This window comes from Lelliottia wanjuensis, from assembly GCF_030238365.1.
In the GTDB taxonomy this organism is placed as follows: domain Bacteria; phylum Pseudomonadota; class Gammaproteobacteria; order Enterobacterales; family Enterobacteriaceae; genus Enterobacter; species Enterobacter wanjuensis.
Window position 1 is genome coordinate 36989 of sequence record NZ_JASSOT010000066.1, and the last position, 17904, is coordinate 54892.

The following is a 17904-nucleotide window of genomic DNA, read 5'->3' on the forward strand; positions in this document are numbered from 1 at the left end:
CGCCACCGGGCGACAAAACTACTTGAGCGATCCCTTCAGGAACTGCTGCAAACGCGGGCTCTTCGGGTTCGCCAGCACCTCGTCCGGATGCCCCTGCTCTTCGATAATGCCCTGATGCAGGAAGATCACGTGGTTAGAGACGTTACGGGCGAAGCCCATCTCGTGCGTCACCACCACCATCGTTTTCCCCTCTTCAGCGAGCTTCTGCATAATGCGCAGCACTTCGCCCACCAGCTCAGGGTCGAGCGCGGAAGTCGGCTCATCAAACAGCAGCACTTCTGGCTCCATCGCCAGCGCACGGGCGATAGAGACGCGCTGCTGCTGACCGCCGGACAGATGCACCGGGTATTTAATCTGCTGGCGCTCGTCGATCCCCACTTTCGCCAGGTATTTCACCGCGCGCTCGCGCGCTTCCTGTTTGCTTAAGCCGAGAACCTGAATCGGCGCTTCCATCACGTTCTCCAGCACCGTCATGTGGCTCCAGAGGTTAAAGTGCTGGAAGACCATCGTCAGGCGCGTGCGCAGCAGGCGCAGCTGATTTTTATCCGCCACTTTCAGCTGCCCGTCTTTGTCACGCACCAGATTGATATTCTGCCCGCTGACGATAATCGAGCCTTCGCTCGGTTTTTCGAGGAAGTTAATGCAGCGCAGGAAGGTACTTTTTCCCGAACCGGATGAGCCGATAATACTGATCACATCGCCCGCATTCGCCGTGAGCGATACCCCTTTCAGCACTTCATGTTCGCCGTAGCGTTTGTGCAGATCGATAACGTTTAATTTATTTTCAGACATCGTTTTCTCAGTGCGTCGAAGTAGGTTTCATGTGCTGCAACCAGCGTTTTTCTGCCTTACGGAACAGGCTAATCAGGACGTACGAAATGATCAAATACAGCACCGCGGCGATGCCGAAGGCGGTAAAGGGCTGGTAAGTCGCCGAGTTAATATCACGCGCGATTTTCAGCAGGTCCGGCACGGTGGCGGTAAATGCCAGCGCCGTCGAGTGCAGCATCAGAATCACTTCGTTGCTGTACGCCGGCAGCGCGATACGCAGCGCCGAAGGCATAATAATGCAGCGATAGAGTTTCACGGACGAGAAGCCGTAGGCGCGCGCCGCTTCAATCTCACCGTACGGCACAGAGCGAATGGCCCCGGCGAAGATCTCGGTGGTGTAAGCGCAGGTGTTCAGCGTCAGCGCCAGCACGGTACAGTTCAGCCCGCTGCGAAAGAACGCGTTGAGCATTTCGGTGCCTTTGACGATCTCCAGCGTATACATCCCGGAGTAAAAGACCAGCAGCTGAACGTACAGCGGCGTACCGCGAAACACATAGGTGAACAGCCAGATCGGGAAGCGAATGTATTTGTTTTCCGACACCCGGCCAATGGACAAAAACACCGCCAGAATCCCGCCCATCACTACGGACGAAATCAGCAGCCACAGGGTGATCGCCACGCCGGTAAAGCGATAGCCATCGGTCCACAGCAGCGATTTCCAGTATTCCTGAATAATCTCAATCACAGGTCAGCCCTCTTCACACCCACGGAGTAGCGACGTTCGAGAAGAAGCAGCACACCATTGGAGACGGTAGTAAACACCAGATAAATCACGCCGCACACCACGGCAAAATAGAAGGGTTCCCAGGTGCTCTTGCCCGCAAGCTGCGTGGCTTTCACCACATCTTCCAGCCCGAGGAGGGAAACCAGCGCCGTCGCTTTAAGGATCACCTGCCAGTTGTTGCCGATGCCCGGTAAGGCAAAGCGCATCATGGCCGGGAACATAATCCGACGGAAGATTTGTGAGGAGGTAAAACCGAAGGCGGTTGCCGCCTCGATGTGGCCTTTGGGTACGGCCATGTATGCGCCACGGAAGGTTTCCGTGAAATAGGCGCCGTAGATAAAGCCGAGGGTGATAATACCGGCCACCATCGGGTCGATATCAATTTGCGACATCCCCACGGCATCCGTCACGCTGTTGAGCGCGATTTGCAGACCGTAGAAAATGAGCAGCATCAACACCAGATCGGGCACACCGCGAATCAGCGTGGTGTAGCCTTCAAAAATCAGCGCCAGTACCCGATTACTTGAGAGTTTCGCTCCCGCACCCGCCAGGCCTATCAGCACCGCCAGCACCACTGAACTGAGGGCCAGTTCTAGAGTAACGAGCGCGCCTTGTAAAATAACGCCAGAAAATCCGTACAGCATAAGGCCTGCCCTGTCGTGAGTGGTCACACCGTGTCTTTTCCCCTCCCGAAACGCGGGAGGGGCCGCACGTTATATAACGGGGCGATTAGCCGCCGTAGACATCAAAGTCGAAGTATTTCTTCGCCAGTTTTTCGTAAGTGCCGTCTGCACGCATTTCGGCAAAGGCTTTGTTCAGTGCTTCACGCAGTTCGTTGTCTTCTTTGCGCAGGCCCATGCCGGTGCCGACGCCAAAGAGTTTCTCGTCCTTAATGGACGGACCGCCGAACTTATAATCTTTCCCAACCGGCTGCTTGAGGAAACCTTCGCTGGCAGCCACTTCGTCCTGGAACGCAGCGTCAATACGGCCTGCGGTCAGGTCAGCGTAGATGTTTTCCTGGCCCTGATAAGAGACGATTTCAATCCCTTTTGGTGCCCAGTGTTCATTGCCGTAGGTTTCCTGGGTGGTGCCCTGCAGCACGCCGACGCGTTTGCCTTTCAGGGACTCCAGCGTTGGCTGAATGTCAGAAGACTTAGCCACCACCAGACGCGAATCCGCGGCATAGAGTTTGTCGGTGAAGGCAATCTCCTGCTGACGTTTTTCGGTGATGGAGAGGGAGGACATAATCACGTCGATTTTTTTGGCTTTCAGCGAGGGGATCAGCGCATCCAGCGGGTTTTCAACGTAGGTACATTGCGTTTTGATGCGTTTGCACAGCTCGTTGGCGATATCGATGTCAAAACCCACCAGTTCACCTTTCGAATTCTTCGATTCAAACGGGGCATAAGTCGGATCGGTACCGATACGCACTTTTTGCGGAATGGCGGCAAAAGCAGCGGTAGCGCTGGAAAAGGCCAGCACCAGAGAAAGCGACAACACCAGTTTTTTCATGTTTATCCTCAACAGACTGTCTTCTTACGGGATTTTACGACGGGGGAGTGTCGTTAATGTGCCATTAATCCCCTTAGCAAGGCAAAGTATAATGCCCGCCAGATGGAAATTTTTGCATCATAAGTGCTTAACTATGCACTTGACGACCCAAAATGGTGCGCTTTTTGCACCATTTTGGATCCAACACATCCGAATGCCCCGTCAGTGACGATTAATCACCGTATACGTTGAAGTCGAAATATTTCTTCGCCAGTTTGTCGTAGGTGCCATCTTTGCGCAGTTCAGCAAAGGCTTTGTCGAAGGCCGCTTTCAGCTCTTTGTCGTCTTTACGCAGGCCAATCCCGGTGCCGTCACCGAAATATTTTTTATCTTTCACCGACGGACCGGCAAAGGCAAACTCTTTACCCGCAGGCTGTTTCAGGAAGCCTTCGCTCGCCGCCACTTCGTCCTGGAATGCCGCATCCAGACGCCCTGCAGCCAGGTCAGAATAGATCAGATCCTGGTTCTGGTACGCGACCACATCGACGCCTTTTTCGCGCCAGTCGGCGTTAGCAAAACCTTCCTGCGTAGAGCCCTGCAGCACGCCAACGTGTTTGCCTTTCAGCGATTCGATCGTTGGCTGGATTGGGGAGCCTTTCGCCGCGATCAGACGGGAGTCAGCCGCGTAGAGCTTGTCAGAGAAGGCAATCTCCTGCTGACGTTTTTCAGTAATGGAGAGTGAAGAGATAATGGCATCGATTTTCTTGGCTTTCAGCGACGGGATTAACGCATCAAAATCGCTGCCCACCCATGTGCATTTCACCTGCATGCGCTTGCACATTTCATTTCCCAGATCGATATCAAAGCCGACGAAGTCGCCTTTCGCATCCTTGGACGAGAATGGCGCGTAAGTGGCGTCAGTACCGATACGCACTGTCTGAGGAAGTGCCGCATAGCTGCTCGCTGCCGCACTTAATCCCACCAGCAGAGACAGAGCCAGAACCGTCTTCTTCATACATTTACCCTCAAGTGTCGTGATTTTCTTATGGTTTATGTTGTGTGTTGTGTAACAGGCGTTCTCTTGCAGGTCTTATGCCATATTGCCGACGGGTCAAAAATTCGACGTTAAATATGTTAATAAAACGTTGCGATATTGCCTTAATAAGGAAAGATAGCAGGTCTGCCAAACGAACCGGAGAGGGAGAAAGGGAAAAAACGAATTAAATGTCGAGGATATGATCGCGGTTGCATAATTGCCCCGCAACGGGGCAACCAGGCTTATCATGCACCCAAAACGGGCAACGGGTTATGCGCCCTGCCAGCGGGCGAAGAGATCTTCCGGCAGGTCGATGTCAAACTGATCCAGTACGCGATTGACCGTCTGGTTAATCACGTCGTCCAGCGTTTGCGGGCGATGATAAAACGCCGGCACCGGCGGCATAATCACCGCGCCCAGTTCCGCCGCCTGGGTCATCAGGCGCAAATGACCGAGATGCAGCGGCGTTTCACGCACGCACAGCACCAGGGTGCGGCGCTCTTTCAGCACCACGTCAGCGGCGCGCGTCACCAGCGTGTCCGTATAGCTGTTCACGATGCCGGAGAGCGTTTTGATGGAGCACGGCAGGATAACCATCCCGGCGGTTTTAAACGAGCCTGAGGAGATGCTGGCGGCGATGTCGCGGGCATCGTGCACCACGTCGGCCAGGGCCTGAACGTCGCGCAGGGAAAAATCGGTTTCGAGGGAGAGGGTCTGACGCGCCGCCTGGCTCATCACCAGATGGGTTTGGACATCCGCCACGTCGCGCAGTACTTCCAGCAGTCGTACGCCGTAAATGGCGCCGCTGGCACCGGAGATCCCTACAATGAGTTGTTTCATGATTTCGCCCTTACTTGCATCTCGGGCAGACTTTGCAGGATTTTGCGGGGAGTTGCAAGTGAGGGCGCCCGCCCTCACCTGCCGAAGACTTAGCCTTCGTTGTGCATCTCTAAGCTTTCGAGATCGTTTTGCATCTGCACGGCTTTCGCATCGTCGTTGCGCAGCGAGTCGAGATAGTCGAGATACTGCTGATCAACGTCTTTAGTCACGTAGATGCCGTTGAAGACCGAGCACTCAAACTGCTGAATGTCCGGGTTCTCGGCGCGCACCGCGTCAATCAGATCGCTCAGATCCTGGAAAATCAGACCGTCAGCGCCGATGATCTGGCGAATCTCATCCACTTCGCGACCGTGAGCAATCAGCTCGTTGGCGGTCGGCATGTCGATTCCGTAGACGTTCGGGAAGCGAATTTCCGGCGCAGCAGAGGCCAGATAGACCTTCTTCGCACCCGCTTCACGCGCCATCTCGATGATCTGCTCAGACGTGGTGCCGCGCACGATGGAGTCGTCCACCAGCAGCACGTTCTTATCGCGGAACTCAGCGCGGTTGGCGTTGAGCTTACGACGCACGGACTTACGACGCAGCTGCTGGCCCGGCATGATAAAGGTGCGGCCCACGTAGCGGTTCTTCACGAAGCCCTGACGGTACGGTTTACCCAGGATTCGCGCCATTTCCAGGGCGATATCGCAGGAGGTTTCCGGGATCGGGATCACCACGTCGATATCCAGATCGTCCCACTCACGGGCAATCTTCTCACCGAGCTTGGTGCCCATGTTCACGCGCGCGCTGTACACGGAAATTTTGTCGATGAACGAGTCCGGGCGGGCGAAGTAAACGTATTCAAACAGGCACGGATTACTGACCGGGTTTTCCGCGCACTGGCGGGTAAACAGCTGGCCTTTTTCAGTGATGTAGACCGCTTCGCCCGGTGCGACGTCGCGCAGGAACTCAAAGCCCAGAGTATCCAGCGCCACGCTTTCGGAGGCGACCATGTACTCGGTACGGCCATCGCCCAAATCGCGTTTACCCAGCACCATCGGACGGATGCCGTTAGGGTCGCGGAACGCCACCATACCGTGGCCGATAATCATCGCCACGCAGGCATACGCGCCACGGATCTGGCGGTTGGTCGCGGCAATCGCGGCAAAAATGTTGTCTGCTTCCAGCGGGTAGTGGCGGAAGTTATCCAGCTCGCTGGCAAAGATATTGAGCAGGATTTCAGAATCAGAGGTGGTGTTAATGTGGCGACGCTTCTCTTCGAACAGCTTTTTACGCAGCTCGTGTGCGTTGGTCAGGTTGCCATTGTGGGCAAGCGTGATGCCATACGGAGAGTTGACGTAGAAAGGTTGTGCTTCAGAGGCGCTGGAACTGCCAGCAGTAGGATAACGAACGTGGCCAATCCCCATATTGCCCTGCAGGCGCTGCATATGGCGGGCTTCAAATACATCGTTGACCAGGCCATTCGCTTTGCGTAAACGGAAACAGTTGTTGGCATCAATGGTGATGATGCCTGCTGCATCCTGGCCACGGTGCTGAAGCACCGATAACGCGTCATAAATAGACTGGTTTACCGGCATGAAACCGGCGATACCGACAATACCGCACATTCGTCTTTTCCTCGTTAAGCCACATCTCAAAGTGATTACACTTTGGGCAAGAAACTCGACGAGCTTTGCAGATAGTCAAAGAACCATCTGATGATGAAGCTGAACTGTGGAATCAGCTGGGACTTGCTCCAGTCTTCACTTTTTGAAAACCCGGTAAAGGTATCAAGGAAGAACAGAATCGCTGCCACGATCAGCGCGCCTCGCAGCGCACCAAAACAGATCCCCAGTACCCTGTCCGTTCCTGACAGACCGGTTTTCTCGACCAGCTGACCTATCACGTAGTTCACGATAGCGCCGACGAGAAGCGTCGCGACAAACAGCACCGCGATGGCGATTCCATTTCGGACCAGTTCATCTTCAAAGCCCGTGAACCAGACAGACAGGTAAGTGTAGTAATGACTGGCGACAAAGAAAGCACAACCCCATGTCACCAGCGATAACGCTTCACGAACAAAGCCACGGATCAGGCTAACCAGACAGGAAAAACCTATCACCGCAATGATGGCGTAATCAATCCAGACCATATGTGTCCCACGATTAAACGCCCTGTCATCCAGTTCGGGGCGAATTCTAACAGAAAAAGAAAACGTTTGCGTAGGGATTTCCTTCCCGCGCGTAAATAAAAAAGGCGCTGAAAAAATGCTCAACGCCGTCGGCCTTGTTGCCTTATCTGGCAATCTGGCGCACGCGATTTTCCCCTCACCCCGGCCCTCTCCCCAAAGGGGCGAGGGAGAAAAGACCGCTCCGAGCAGTCCTCTTTCCCCGTAGGAGCGAGGGGGAACATACCGCTCCGATCGGTCCCCTCTCCCCTATGGGGAGAGGGTTAGGGTTAGGGTGAGGGGAGTAAGCGCCTATCAGTTCGCGCTATAATTCATCACCACACCGCTCAGCCCGGAGATCTGCTTCAGCTCGCCAAGCGACCCTTTCAGCTTATCTTTCGAGGCGTCCGGGCCGACCAGAATGCGGGTAATTTTACCCTGTACCGGCGTCGAAGGTGAAGTGTAAACCCGATATCCTGCCCCGCGGAGTTTACCCACCACTTCATTGACTTTATCGGCATTTTTCAACGCCCCAAGCTGCACCACGTACGCTTTACCGGTCGGCGCAGGTTTCTCTTCCTGAACCGGTTTTTCCGGCGGCGCTTCTGCCGCGGCGGCGATCTGCTCGCTGGCTTTATCGCGCTGCGGTTTCGGCTGGGGTTTGTCCGCCGGTTTTGCGGCAGGCTTAGGCTGCACGACCGGTTCCGGAACTGGGTCCAGTTCGCCGGTGTTGCTTGCCGTCAAACGAGAGGGATCGAGCGACGGTGCCGCCGCATCTCCGGCACGCACCTCTTCTGCCGCCCCTTCCGGAGGCTGAGCAGGCAGCGCCTGCGTGGCCGCAGGCAGCATGTCGGGCTCGTCGCGATCGCCGGGTTTCGGCACCAGCGGGATCGCCGCGAACTCATCCTGATAATGTTTTTTCTGCCCGTCGAGCAGTCCCGGGAGGATAATCACTCCCAGCGCAACCAGCACAATGGTTCCTGTTAAACGGTTCTGAAACTTACTTGCCACCGGTTCTCCCCGCCTCCATCACTTCCATGACATGCGCTACGGTGTGGAACGATCCACACACCAGCACGGTATCTTCAGGTTTAGCATCCGCCATCGCGGCGTGCCATGCCAGCGCCACGTTTTCATAAGCTTCGCCCTGCGCGAGATGTTCCATCAACTGTTCGGCAGAGGCGCCCCGTGGGCCTTCCAGTGGAGCACAATACCAGCAATCGACGACACTCTCCATGCAGGCCAGCGTGCCAGCAATATCTTTATCATGAAGCATACCGATAACCGCCAGCACTCGCCCGGTTTTTGGCAGGGATTTGAGACGTTCTGCGAGGTAGGCCGCGGCATGGGGATTGTGCGCCACGTCCAGGATCAGACGCGGAGACTCGCTGACAATCTGAAAACGTCCCGGCAGGAGCGCATTCTGAATACCGTCACGGATCGCCTGTTCGCTCACCGACAGTCCGCTGGCGCGAATGGCCGCCAGCGCGGTAGCGGCGTTCGGCTGCGGAACCTGCGGCAACGGCAGATTATCCAGCACGCCCTGGGCGTCGCTAAAGCGCCAGCCCTCAGCCGACACCTCATACTGCCAGTCAACGCCGCGGCGCATCAGATGCGCCCCCTTCTCCTGCGCCACATCGGCGATGGTGTGCGGCATATCCGGCTCACCCACCACGGCAGGTTTGTTGGCGCGGAAAACGCCCGCTTTTTCGCGACCAATGCTTTCGCGGTCTGGCCCCAGCCAGTCCGTATGATCCAGCGCGATGCTGGTCACAACGGCGACGTCGGCATCGACCATGTTAGTGGCGTCCAGGCGCCCGCCTAAACCGACTTCGAGGATCACCACGTCCAGCTGTGCCTGTTTGAACAGCCACAGGGCGGAGAGCGTGCCGTACTCAAAATAGGAGAGCGAAATCTCACCGCGCGCGGCTTCGATTTCCGCAAAAGAGGCGGTGTGCGCCGATTCCGGCAACTCGGTATTCTGCACGCGCACGCGCTCGGTGTAGCGCACCAGATGCGGAGAACTGTAAACGCCCACCTTGTAACCGGCGGCCATCAGCATCGATTCGAGTGTGCGGCAGGTGGTGCCTTTGCCGTTGGTTCCCGCTACGGTAAAGACGAATGGCGCGGGCTTGAGGACATCTAAACGCGCAGCGACCTGGCTAACGCGGTGCAGTCCCATATCGATGGTTTTACTGTGCAGATTTTCCAGATAAGAAAGCCACGTGACCAGGGGTGACGTGGCTTGAGGAATCATTTGTTTTTCCATGATACGCACTTTCATTTTAGGTTAGAAAGCAAAAGGGCAGCGCCGTCTGGCCCTGCCCTTTTTGAGTTATCAGGCTTCGGGTTCCTGATGCGGCACGACCACGCCTTCACGCGGCTCGTCCGGACTTGGCGACGGCAGATTCATCAGCTTCGCCAGGATGCTTGCCAGTTTCAGGCGCATTTCCGGGCGGCGAACGATCATGTCGATAGCGCCTTTTTCGATCAGGAATTCACTGCGCTGGAAGCCCGGCGGCAGTTTCTCACGCACGGTCTGTTCGATAACGCGTGGACCGGCAAAGCCGATCAGCGCTTTCGGTTCAGCGATGTTCAGATCGCCCAGCATCGCAAAGCTCGCCGATACGCCGCCCATGGTAGGGTCGGTGAGAACAGAGATGTACGGCAGACCGCGTTCCTGCATTTTGCCCAGCGCTGCAGAGGTTTTCGCCATCTGCATCAGGGACATCAGTGCTTCCTGCATACGTGCACCGCCGGAGGCGGAGAAGCAGATCAGCGGGCAGTTGTCTTCCAGCGCCTGCTCAACGGCACGGATGAAACGCGCACCGACGACAGAACCCATTGAGCCGCCCATAAAGGAGAACTCAAAGGCCACAGCGACAACCGGCATCTCGTGCAGGGTGCCTTTCATCACGATCAGCGCGTCTTTCTCGCCGGTCTCTTTCTGAGCAGAAGCCAGTCTGTCTTTGTATTTCTTGGAGTCACGGAACTTCAGCACATCTTTTGGCTCAAGTTCGCTACCCAGTTCAACCATTGAACCTTCATCCAGCAGGCTATGCAGGCGATTACGCGCCGACATACGCATGTGGTGGTCACACTTCGGGCACACCTCAAGATTGCGTTCCAGCTCAGCGCGGTACAAGACCTGGCCGCAGCTGTCACACTTGGTCCACACCCCTTCAGGAATACTTGCCTTACGGGTTGGGGCTATGTTGCTTTTAATTCGTTCAATCCAGCTCATTGATAACCTTTCTGCCTGAACCTGGTCGTATGCCAGTTTTGCTGTAAGCGGCGCATAATGCCATTTTTGCCACAAACAGACCATGAATGTTGCACATTAAAACATAACAGCCCGAAACTTTGGATAAAAAAGTGGTCGAACCGCAAATGCGTACTTACTTCGCTTGCTTTGCCGCCGCACGTTTATGACGAATAATTTCGACAACGCCCGGCAGGATTGAGAGCACAATAATGGCAACAATCAGTAACTTAAGATTTTCCTGCACGATCGGCAGATCGCCAAACAGGTAGCCCGCGTAGGTAAACAGCAGCACCCACAGCAGCGCACCAATCACGTTATACGCCGCGAAATGACGATAGGACATATGTCCCATTCCCGCCACAAAGGGGGCAAACGTACGGACGATCGGCACAAAACGCGCCAGAATGATGGTTTTGCCACCATGACGTTCATAGAACGCGTGCGTTTTGTCTAAATAGCTGCGACGGAAAATCTTAGAGTTCGGATTACTGAACAGCCGTTCACCGAATACCCGCCCAATAGTGTAGTTCACCGCATCGCCCACAATAGCCGCAATGATCATCAGCACCACCATCAGGTGGACGTTGAGATCGTTGGTCGGCAAAGCAGAAAGCGCGCCCGCGACAAACAGCAGGGAATCGCCCGGCAAAAACGGCGTGACGACCAGACCGGTTTCACAGAACAAAATCAGGAACAGAATGGCATACACCCAGACGCCGTACTGCGCGACCAGCTCCGCCAGATGAACATCGATATGCAGGATGAAATCGATGAGAAAACGTATTAAGTCCATATTGTCTAAGCCTTAATTGAATTGCAACTGCGTTAGTCCGCTAAAAATAGCGGGCCCATTGGCGGTTTTGGAAGGTCAAAGCGATCCGGATAATCTACCGATACCAGATACAGCCCTTCCGCCTTCGCCGTTGCTGCCGCAAGCGTTCTGTCCTTCGCTGCCAGCAGTTCTGCAATCCAGCTCTCCGGCTGGTGTCCGGCGCCTACTTCCATCAGGCTGCCCACAATATTCCGCACCATATGATGTACAAAGGCATTGGCTTTGATATCCACCACCACATACGCGCCATAACGACTGACGGTAATGTGCATCACGTTTCGCCACGGCGTGCGCGACTGGCACTGGACCGCGCGAAACGAGGTAAAGTCATTTTCACCGAGCAGATGCTGCGCGGCACGATGCATACGATCGGCATCCAGCGGCTCATAAAAATGAGTCACGCCCTGGCTTAACACTGCCGGACGCAGACGCTGATTGTAGATAACGTAGCGGTAACGACGGGCCGTGGCGCTGAAACGCGCGTGAAAATCATCCGGCACATCTTTCACCCAGCGCACCGCGATGTCACCAGGCAAATTCGCATTTACGCCCAGTGTCCACGCCGCATCTTTACGCACCGCGGTGGTTTCGAAATGCACCACCTGGCCCGTACCGTGTACGCCTGCATCGGTACGACCGGCGCACAGCACACCGATCGGTTCGTTCGCCACCTGAGAGAGCGCTTTCTCCAGCTTTTCCTGGACGCTGCGCACTTCATTCTGACGCTGCCAGCCATAATATTTGCTGCCGTCGTACTCAATCCCGAGGGCAATTCTATGCACTGGCTTGTGTTCCACTTCAGACATCCTTACAGATACTCCTGCACCAGCTTCTCAGCGATTTTGACCGCCATCAGCGCGCCGCCGAAACGTACGTTGTCCGCCACAGACCAGAACTGCACCTGCTCAGGCATGCCGTAGTCGTTACGCACGCAGCCCACGGAGAGACGCGCGTTGCCTGTCGCATCGCCAACCTGAGTTGGGAAATCGGTCTCTTCGCTCAGAGAGATATCTTCGCCGCGCTCGAACGCATAGCGCGCTTCTTCCGCCGCCAGCGGACGCAGGGCTTCGAAGTTCACCATCTGCGCGTGGCCATAGAAGACCGGCGCACGCACGCAGGTGGCGGAGATAATCAGACCGTCATCCTGCAGAATTTTGCGGGTCTCATCGACGATGCGGCGCTCTTCACGCACGCTGCCTTCGCGATCGGCCAGCATCGGCATCAAGTTGAAAGCTAACTGGCGACCAAAGAAATCGTCATCGTCGACCGGAATTCCGTTCAGCAGTTTCGCGCTCTGCCCTGCCAATGCATCGACCGCTTTTTTACCCTGCGCAGAGACAGAGAGCAGGCTGGTGACGGTAATACGTGACAAGCCGCCGTCGTCGATCAGCGGTTTCAGCGCCGTCAGCAGCTGGCTGGTCAGGCTGTCCGGGACAGCGATAATATTACGGTTGCGGTAGTCGGCGAGCACAAACGGGTTAACGTCCGGCACCACCAGCGGCACGTCCGGCTCGAGCGAAAAGAGACCGCTTAGGTCGATCACCAGACAACCGGCGTTGGCCGCTTCTTCCGCGTAAGCGGCTGAAGCTTCAGTGCCCGCCGCAAAGAACGCCAGTTGGGCCTGCGTCCAGTCAAACTCCGCAACGTCCTGCGCGCGAACGGTTTTACCTTCGTAGCGCAGGGAGGTCCCGGCGCTTTCCGCGCGCGCCAGGGCATAAACTTCTCCCACCGGGAACTGACGTTCCGCAAGTGTTTCGAGCAGGGCTTCGCCCACAGCGCCAGTGGCACCCAGTACGGCAATATTCCAGCCTTCAGACATGGTGGTTTACTCCAGAAATGAAACAGCTCCCGGCCAGATTATCCGGCAGGGAGCATTAAGAAGACATTAACGCGCCGGGTTATGCGTGGCATTAAAACCCAGTTGATTCAGTAACGCTGCCGCATCGGCATCGTCACAGATGACATACAGGGAGGACCACTCGCGGCGCTCAAGGTAATTCTTGCGCAGTTTGTCGAATTCACCCGGAATGCCCGCCACTTTTCGCAGCAGCGCGTCATCGCGGCGCACATCATACACTAAATGCACCAGCCTTTTTAGCGAAGACTCATCGAGCGGGCCGTGCAGCGTAATGCGGCCAAATTCCGGCGCGGGCAGCAGGGAATCGAGCGAAACCTGCTGGGCCTGACCGATAAAAGCGCTATAGGCTTCAAAGACCTGCGTCGTGCCGCGCGCTTTACCTTCCAGCGTATAGCCCGCGATGTGCGCCGTGGCGACATCGACGTGGTTCAGCAGTGCGACGTTGAGATCCGGCTCTGGCTCCCAGACGTCCAGCACCACGCTCAGATCCTGCCAGGCTTCCAGACAGGTCAGCAGCGCCGCGTTGTCGACAACCGGCCCACGGCAGGCATTTATCAGAATAGTGCCAGGCTTCAGGCGGCGAATAAACGCCTCATCGGCCAGATGCAGGGATTTGTACGGGCCGTCTTTGAACAGCGGCGTATGGAAGGTGATCACATCCGCCTGCTCGACCAGTTCATCAAGGGTGCGGAAGTCGCCTTCATCACCGCGATCGGCACGCGGCGGATCGCACAGCAGCGTGCGGATGCCGAGCGCTTCGAGACGCTTCTGTAAACGTCCGCCGACGTTACCCACACCGACAATGCCGACCGTGCGGTCTTTCAGTGCAAAGCCGTCGCGCTCACCCAGCATCAGTAAAGAGGAGAAGACGTATTCCACGACCGCAATCGCATTGCAGCCCGGTGCTGCTGAAAATCCGATACCCGCCTGCGCCAGCCAGGCATCATCCACGTGATCGGTTCCTGCCGTCGCCGTGCCGACAAATTTAACGCTTTTGCCCGACAGCAGCGTCTCATTCACTTTTGTCACCGAGCGCACCATCAGCGCGTCAGCATCATCCAGTTCCGCCAGCGGGATCGGGCGACCGGGAACAGCCTTAACGTCACCCAGGCGGCTAAACAGCTCACGGGCGTAAGGCATATTTTCATCAACGAGGATTTTCACGACAGAGTACCTGTTTGAGAGGAAGAAAACCTGCCAAGTGTGCCATAATCTCGCCGCCAGGCATACCCGATCGCTTTGCCTGGTTCACGGTGAGTAATGACTTTAAGGATTTTGACGATGCAGCCCATTTCAGGTACGCCGCCGCGCCCTCCGGGTGAAGGCCCCGTAACACCTTCCGCCATTGGCGAACAGCCGTTATCGACGATGCAGCGCACGGTGCTGGAGCGTCTGATCACCCGTCTGGTTGCGTTGACCTCGCAGCAGAGCGCGGAAGTGTGGGCGGGAATGAAACATGACCTCGGGCTGAAAAACGAGTCCCCGCTGCTGTCGCGCCATTTTCCTGCTGCCGAGCAAAACCTGAATCTGCGCCTGAACACCGCGCAGCAAAATCACACCACCCGCCAGGTGGTGTCGCAGCTGACCGAGCTGTTAGGTCAGGGGAATAACCGTCAGGCGGTGAGTGAGTTTATTCGTCAGCAATTTGGTCAGACGACGCTGAGCCAGCTCACGCCGGACCAGCTGAAAACCGTGCTGACACTGTTGCAAAGTAATCAGCTGTCGATTCCGCAGCCGCAGCAGCGCCCCGCCACCGAGCGTCCGCTGCAGCCTGCCGAGCATAATACGCTCAAGCAGATGGTTACCCGACTGGCGGCCGCCACGGGCGAATCGAATAAGCTTATCTGGCAGTCGATGCTGGAGCTGTCCGGCGTGAAGGCCGGCGAGCTGATCCCGGCGAAACAGTTTACCCATCTGGTGACCTGGCTGCAGGCGCGCCAGACGCTGAGCACGCAAACCGCGCCCACGCTGCATACCCTGCAGGCGGCGCTCAAGCAGCCGCTGGAGCCCCGTGAATTTGAAGCGGTGCGTGATTACGCCCAGCAGACCTGGCAGGCGACGCCGCAAACGGTGCTGACCACCGCCCAGGTTCAGGATTTGCTCAATCAGATCTTTATCCGCCGCGCCGAACCTGAAAGTGGCGTGCCGGAAGCGCGCAACATTCAGCCGATTTACAGTCCGCTGTTTGCCCCGGTGGTGGACACGATAAAATCGATCTCCGCACGTCCTGGGCTGATGATTATTGCGCTGATGGTTGCGCTGGCATTGTTCTGGCTGGTTATCTAATTTTTGCCGGATGGCGGCTACGAATTAACGGGTTTTGTAGGTCGGGTAAGGCGCAGCCGCCACCCGACAAGCCCCTTCACCGCTTCCAAAACGCGATAATCGTCACCGCAATCCCCACCACCGCCGAAACCGCCCCGGCCAGAAACACCGACGAATAGCCGAACGACGTTGCCAGAACGCCTGCCAGCGGGCCGGTGATCCCGTAAGAGATATCCTGAAACGCCGCATAGCCGCCGAGCGCGGTTCCACGAATCTGCGGTGCTACGCGCTTCACCACTTCCACGCCAAGCGCCGGGAAGATCAGCGAACAGCCGCATCCGGTTAACGCAGCGCCCAGTAACGCGATCCACGCCCCCGGCGCCTGCCACAGCAGCAGCAGACCCAGCGTTTCGATGACCAGGGAAACGACAGCGACTTTCACGCCGCCAAACCTGTCCGGCATCCAGCCGAACAGGACCCGCATCAGCACAAATGCGCCACCAAACGCAGTCAGAGTAAAGCCCGCCATCGCCCAGCCGCGACTCATAAAGTAGAGCGAGACAAAGGTACCAATCACCGCAAAACCGACGCCCTGCAGCGCCAGCCCGAGACCCGGCTTCCAGATTTGCCCGACCACGCTCCACAGGGACGGACGTTCGCCTTTGTGGGCAGGCACTTTACGCACCGAGCCGTTAAAGGCCCACGCCACCAGCGGCAGCGCCATGGTGGTTCCCGCCAGCGCGGCGTAACCGAAATGGCTGTGGATCAGCAGACCCAGCGGTGCGCCTGCGGCCAGCGCGCCGTAGATCGCCATCCCGTTCCAGGACATCACTTTGCCGGAACGCGTCGGCCCGACCAGGCCCATGCCCCAGGTGAGCGTCCCGGTCAGCAGCTGGCTTTCGCCAAAACCGAGAATTAAACGCCCGACAACCAGCAGCGCGAATTTATAGATGGCGTCCACAGGCAACAGCGCCGCCAGCAGCCATGCCCCACCCGCCAGCCCACAGGCAAACATCCCCTGCAGCGCAGAACGTTTTGCGCCATGCTGATCGGCCAGTCGCCCGGCGTAGCCGCGGGTCAGAACGGTGGCTAAAAACTGAATCCCCACGGCGACGCCCACCAGGGTATTGCCGTAGCCCAGCTCCTGATGCACAAAAAGCGGGATCACCGGCAGCGGGAGGCCGACGGTCATATAGGTCAGAAACACCGCGAAGGCGATGCGAAACAGCGAGACATTCGCTGACGAGGTTTTTTCTTTTTGAGTTAGCGCAGTCATTTATGACTCCAAACGAATACAAAAAGGGAGCCGTTGGGCTCCCTTTTTTCACATCAGCGTCAATCTTACGCTTTCAGTTTACGCATCACCAGCGTGGCGTTGGTGCCGCCGAAACCGAAGCTGTTAGACATAACGGTCGTCAGCGCCTGCTCGGTCGGTTTGGTGACGATGTTCAGGCCAGCAGCCTGCTCGTCCAGCTCTTCCACGTTGATGCTTGGGGCGATAAAGCCGTGTTCCAGCATCAGCAGAGAGTAGATCGCTTCCTGCACGCCAGCGGCACCCAGAGAGTGACCGGTCATTGCTTTGGTCGCGGAGATCGCCGGGCTGTTGTCGCCGAAGACTTCACGGATAGCACCCAGCTCTTTCACGTCGCCGACCGGAGTCGAGGTACCGTGGGAGTTCAGGTAATCGATTGGGGTATCCACGCCGTCCATTGCCAGCTTCATGCAACGCACTGCGCCTTCACCAGATGGAGCAACCATGTCTGCGCCATCGGAAGTCGCGCCGTAGCCGACAACTTCAGCGTAGATGTGCGCGCCACGGGCCAGAGCGTGTTCCAGCTCTTCAACCACAACCATACCGCCGCCGCCTGCGATGATGAAACCGTCACGGTTTGCGTCATAGGTACGGGAGGCTTTTTCTGGCGTTTCGTTGTACTTGGTGGACAGTGCGCCCATCGCGTCGAACTCACACGCCATTTCCCAGCACAGCTCTTCGCCGCCGCCAGCAAAGACGATGTCTTGTTTGCCCAGCTGGATCTGCTCAACCGCGCTGCCGATGCAGTGTGCGGAAGTCGCGCATGCGGAGCTGATGGAGTAGTTCACACCGTGGATTTTGAACGGGGTTGCGAGGCACGCAGACACTGCAGACGCCATCGCTTTGGTCACAACGTAAGGACCGACCGCTTTCAGGCCGCGCGGGCTACGCATAGCGTCTGCGCCGAACACCTGAGATTTAGAAGAACCGCCGGAACCTGCGATCAGGCCCACGCGCGGGTTGTTCTGGTATACGTCTTCTTTCAAACCAGCATCTTCTACAGCCTGCTGCATTGAGAGGTAAGCGTAGATAGAGGCATCGTTCATGAAACGGACCACTTTGCGGTCGATCAGACCGGTGGTGTCCAGTTTGACGTTACCCCACACGTGGCTACGCATACCAGAATCTTTGAATTCTTGAGAGAAAGTGATCCCCGAGCGTCCTTCACGCAGAGATTCCAGGACTTCCTGCTGGTTGTTACCGATGCTGGAAACGATGCCCAGGCCAGTAATCACTGCACGTTTCATTCAATACCTCTGTAAGTCATACTATATTAAGTTTCGAGTCGCACAATAGCGTACACT

At 56.7% G+C, this 17904-nt stretch carries 18 protein-coding genes; 1 reads left to right on the forward strand and 17 read right to left on the reverse strand.

The annotated features are described in order from the left end of the window. Positions 1-18: 18 nt before the first annotated feature. The 15 genes from hisP to pdxB all read right to left on the reverse strand — a co-directional run bounded on the left by hisP (position 19) and on the right by pdxB (position 14187). Entirely contained in the window at positions 19-792 is a 774-nt protein-coding gene (hisP, locus tag QQF33_RS19195; protein ID WP_285158431.1) for a histidine ABC transporter ATP-binding protein HisP, read from the reverse strand. A gap of 7 nt (positions 793-799) precedes the next feature. Continuing rightward, positions 800-1516, reverse strand: coding sequence for an ABC transporter permease (locus QQF33_RS19200; protein WP_282493667.1), 717 nt, complete (start codon positions 1514-1516; stop codon positions 800-802). Next, entirely contained in the window at positions 1513-2199 is a 687-nt protein-coding gene (locus QQF33_RS19205) for a histidine ABC transporter permease HisQ (protein ID WP_285146793.1), read from the reverse strand. The genes QQF33_RS19200 and QQF33_RS19205 overlap by 4 nt, the downstream gene beginning before the upstream one ends. 85 nt (positions 2200-2284) lie before the next feature. Continuing rightward, positions 2285-3067, reverse strand: a complete 783-nt coding sequence (gene hisJ / locus QQF33_RS19210) for a histidine ABC transporter substrate-binding protein HisJ (protein WP_095282775.1) — start codon at positions 3065-3067, stop codon at positions 2285-2287. A 211-nt stretch (positions 3068-3278) separates the two neighbouring features. Then, positions 3279-4061 carry a lysine/arginine/ornithine ABC transporter substrate-binding protein ArgT gene (argT, locus tag QQF33_RS19215; protein ID WP_095282776.1) on the reverse strand — a complete coding sequence of 261 codons (783 nt, stop codon included), beginning with the start codon at positions 4059-4061 and terminating at the stop codon, positions 3279-3281. A gap of 291 nt (positions 4062-4352) precedes the next feature. Then, positions 4353-4922, reverse strand: a complete 570-nt coding sequence (locus tag QQF33_RS19220; protein ID WP_282493669.1) for a UbiX family flavin prenyltransferase — start codon at positions 4920-4922, stop codon at positions 4353-4355. Between the two features lie 89 nt (positions 4923-5011). After that, complete coding sequence (purF, locus tag QQF33_RS19225) at positions 5012-6529, reverse strand: amidophosphoribosyltransferase (protein ID WP_285158432.1); 1518 nt, start codon at positions 6527-6529, stop codon at positions 5012-5014. A 35-nt stretch (positions 6530-6564) separates the two neighbouring features. After that, positions 6565-7053, reverse strand: coding sequence for a colicin V production protein (gene cvpA / locus QQF33_RS19230; RefSeq protein WP_282493670.1), 489 nt, complete (start codon positions 7051-7053; stop codon positions 6565-6567). A gap of 330 nt (positions 7054-7383) precedes the next feature. Beyond that, positions 7384-8079 (reverse strand): cell division protein DedD, encoded by a 696-nt coding sequence (gene dedD / locus QQF33_RS19235; RefSeq protein ID WP_282493671.1) that lies wholly within the window; start codon positions 8077-8079, stop codon positions 7384-7386. Beyond that, positions 8069-9337: a bifunctional tetrahydrofolate synthase/dihydrofolate synthase gene (gene folC / locus QQF33_RS19240; protein WP_285158433.1), complete on the reverse strand. Its 1269-nt coding sequence runs from the start codon at positions 9335-9337 to the stop codon at positions 8069-8071. Before folC ends, dedD begins: the two co-directional genes overlap by 11 nt. Positions 9338-9406: 69 nt before the next feature. Next, the gene (gene accD, locus QQF33_RS19245; RefSeq protein WP_282493673.1) at positions 9407-10312 is read right to left on the reverse strand and encodes an acetyl-CoA carboxylase, carboxyltransferase subunit beta; all 906 of its coding nucleotides are present in this window, start codon (positions 10310-10312) and stop codon (positions 9407-9409) included. A 154-nt stretch (positions 10313-10466) separates the two neighbouring features. Further along, positions 10467-11126 (reverse strand): DedA family protein, encoded by a 660-nt coding sequence (locus tag QQF33_RS19250; protein WP_282493674.1) that lies wholly within the window; start codon positions 11124-11126, stop codon positions 10467-10469. Between the two features lie 32 nt (positions 11127-11158). Continuing rightward, entirely contained in the window at positions 11159-11971 is an 813-nt protein-coding gene (gene truA, locus QQF33_RS19255) for a tRNA pseudouridine(38-40) synthase TruA (protein WP_282493675.1), read from the reverse strand. A 2-nt stretch (positions 11972-11973) separates the two neighbouring features. Next, a complete protein-coding gene (locus tag QQF33_RS19260) occupies positions 11974-12984 on the reverse strand; it encodes an aspartate-semialdehyde dehydrogenase (RefSeq protein WP_285146797.1) in 1011 nt (336 codons plus the stop codon). Positions 12985-13050: 66 nt separating this feature from the next. Continuing rightward, positions 13051-14187 carry a 4-phosphoerythronate dehydrogenase PdxB gene (gene pdxB, locus QQF33_RS19265; protein WP_285158434.1) on the reverse strand — a complete coding sequence of 379 codons (1137 nt, stop codon included), beginning with the start codon at positions 14185-14187 and terminating at the stop codon, positions 13051-13053. Between the two features lie 117 nt (positions 14188-14304). Here pdxB and flk point away from each other — a divergent pair, with 117 nt between their 5' ends. Then, positions 14305-15309 (forward strand): flagella biosynthesis regulator Flk, encoded by a 1005-nt coding sequence (flk, locus tag QQF33_RS19270; protein ID WP_282493678.1) that lies wholly within the window; start codon positions 14305-14307, stop codon positions 15307-15309. Between the two features lie 76 nt (positions 15310-15385). Here flk and QQF33_RS19275 read toward each other — a convergent pair whose 3' ends face one another. Both QQF33_RS19275 and fabB read right to left on the reverse strand, forming a co-directional pair. Further along, on the reverse strand, positions 15386-16564 hold the full coding sequence (locus tag QQF33_RS19275) for an MFS transporter (RefSeq protein WP_285158435.1): 1179 nt from the start codon (positions 16562-16564) through the stop codon (positions 15386-15388). A gap of 65 nt (positions 16565-16629) precedes the next feature. Next, the gene (gene fabB / locus QQF33_RS19280; protein WP_285158436.1) at positions 16630-17847 is read right to left on the reverse strand and encodes a beta-ketoacyl-ACP synthase I; all 1218 of its coding nucleotides are present in this window, start codon (positions 17845-17847) and stop codon (positions 16630-16632) included. Positions 17848-17904 lie beyond the last annotated feature (57 nt).

Excerpts from the sequence above, each read along its gene's own strand:
- truA (WP_282493675.1), bottom strand. The coding sequence starts at position 11,971 with ATGTCTGAAGTGGAACACAAGCCAGTGCATAGAATTGCCCTCGGGATT.
- QQF33_RS19260 (WP_285146797.1), bottom strand. The coding sequence starts at position 12,984 with ATGTCTGAAGGCTGGAATATTGCCGTACTGGGTGCCACTGGCGCTGTG.
- argT (WP_095282776.1), bottom strand. The coding sequence starts at position 4,061 with ATGAAGAAGACGGTTCTGGCTCTGTCTCTGCTGGTGGGATTAAGTGCG.
- accD (WP_282493673.1), bottom strand. The coding sequence starts at position 10,312 with ATGAGCTGGATTGAACGAATTAAAAGCAACATAGCCCCAACCCGTAAG.
- QQF33_RS19275 (WP_285158435.1), bottom strand. The coding sequence starts at position 16,564 with ATGACTGCGCTAACTCAAAAAGAAAAAACCTCGTCAGCGAATGTCTCG.
- cvpA (WP_282493670.1), bottom strand. The coding sequence starts at position 7,053 with ATGGTCTGGATTGATTACGCCATCATTGCGGTGATAGGTTTTTCCTGT.
- hisP (WP_285158431.1), bottom strand. The coding sequence starts at position 792 with ATGTCTGAAAATAAATTAAACGTTATCGATCTGCACAAACGCTACGGC.
- QQF33_RS19250 (WP_282493674.1), bottom strand. The coding sequence starts at position 11,126 with ATGGACTTAATACGTTTTCTCATCGATTTCATCCTGCATATCGATGTT.
- QQF33_RS19205 (WP_285146793.1), bottom strand. The coding sequence starts at position 2,199 with ATGCTGTACGGATTTTCTGGCGTTATTTTACAAGGCGCGCTCGTTACT.
- fabB (WP_285158436.1), bottom strand. The coding sequence starts at position 17,847 with ATGAAACGTGCAGTGATTACTGGCCTGGGCATCGTTTCCAGCATCGGT.
- flk (WP_282493678.1), top strand. The coding sequence starts at position 14,305 with ATGCAGCCCATTTCAGGTACGCCGCCGCGCCCTCCGGGTGAAGGCCCC.
- folC (WP_285158433.1), bottom strand. The coding sequence starts at position 9,337 with ATGGAAAAACAAATGATTCCTCAAGCCACGTCACCCCTGGTCACGTGG.
- QQF33_RS19220 (WP_282493669.1), bottom strand. The coding sequence starts at position 4,922 with ATGAAACAACTCATTGTAGGGATCTCCGGTGCCAGCGGCGCCATTTAC.
- hisJ (WP_095282775.1), bottom strand. The coding sequence starts at position 3,067 with ATGAAAAAACTGGTGTTGTCGCTTTCTCTGGTGCTGGCCTTTTCCAGC.
- purF (WP_285158432.1), bottom strand. The coding sequence starts at position 6,529 with ATGTGCGGTATTGTCGGTATCGCCGGTTTCATGCCGGTAAACCAGTCT.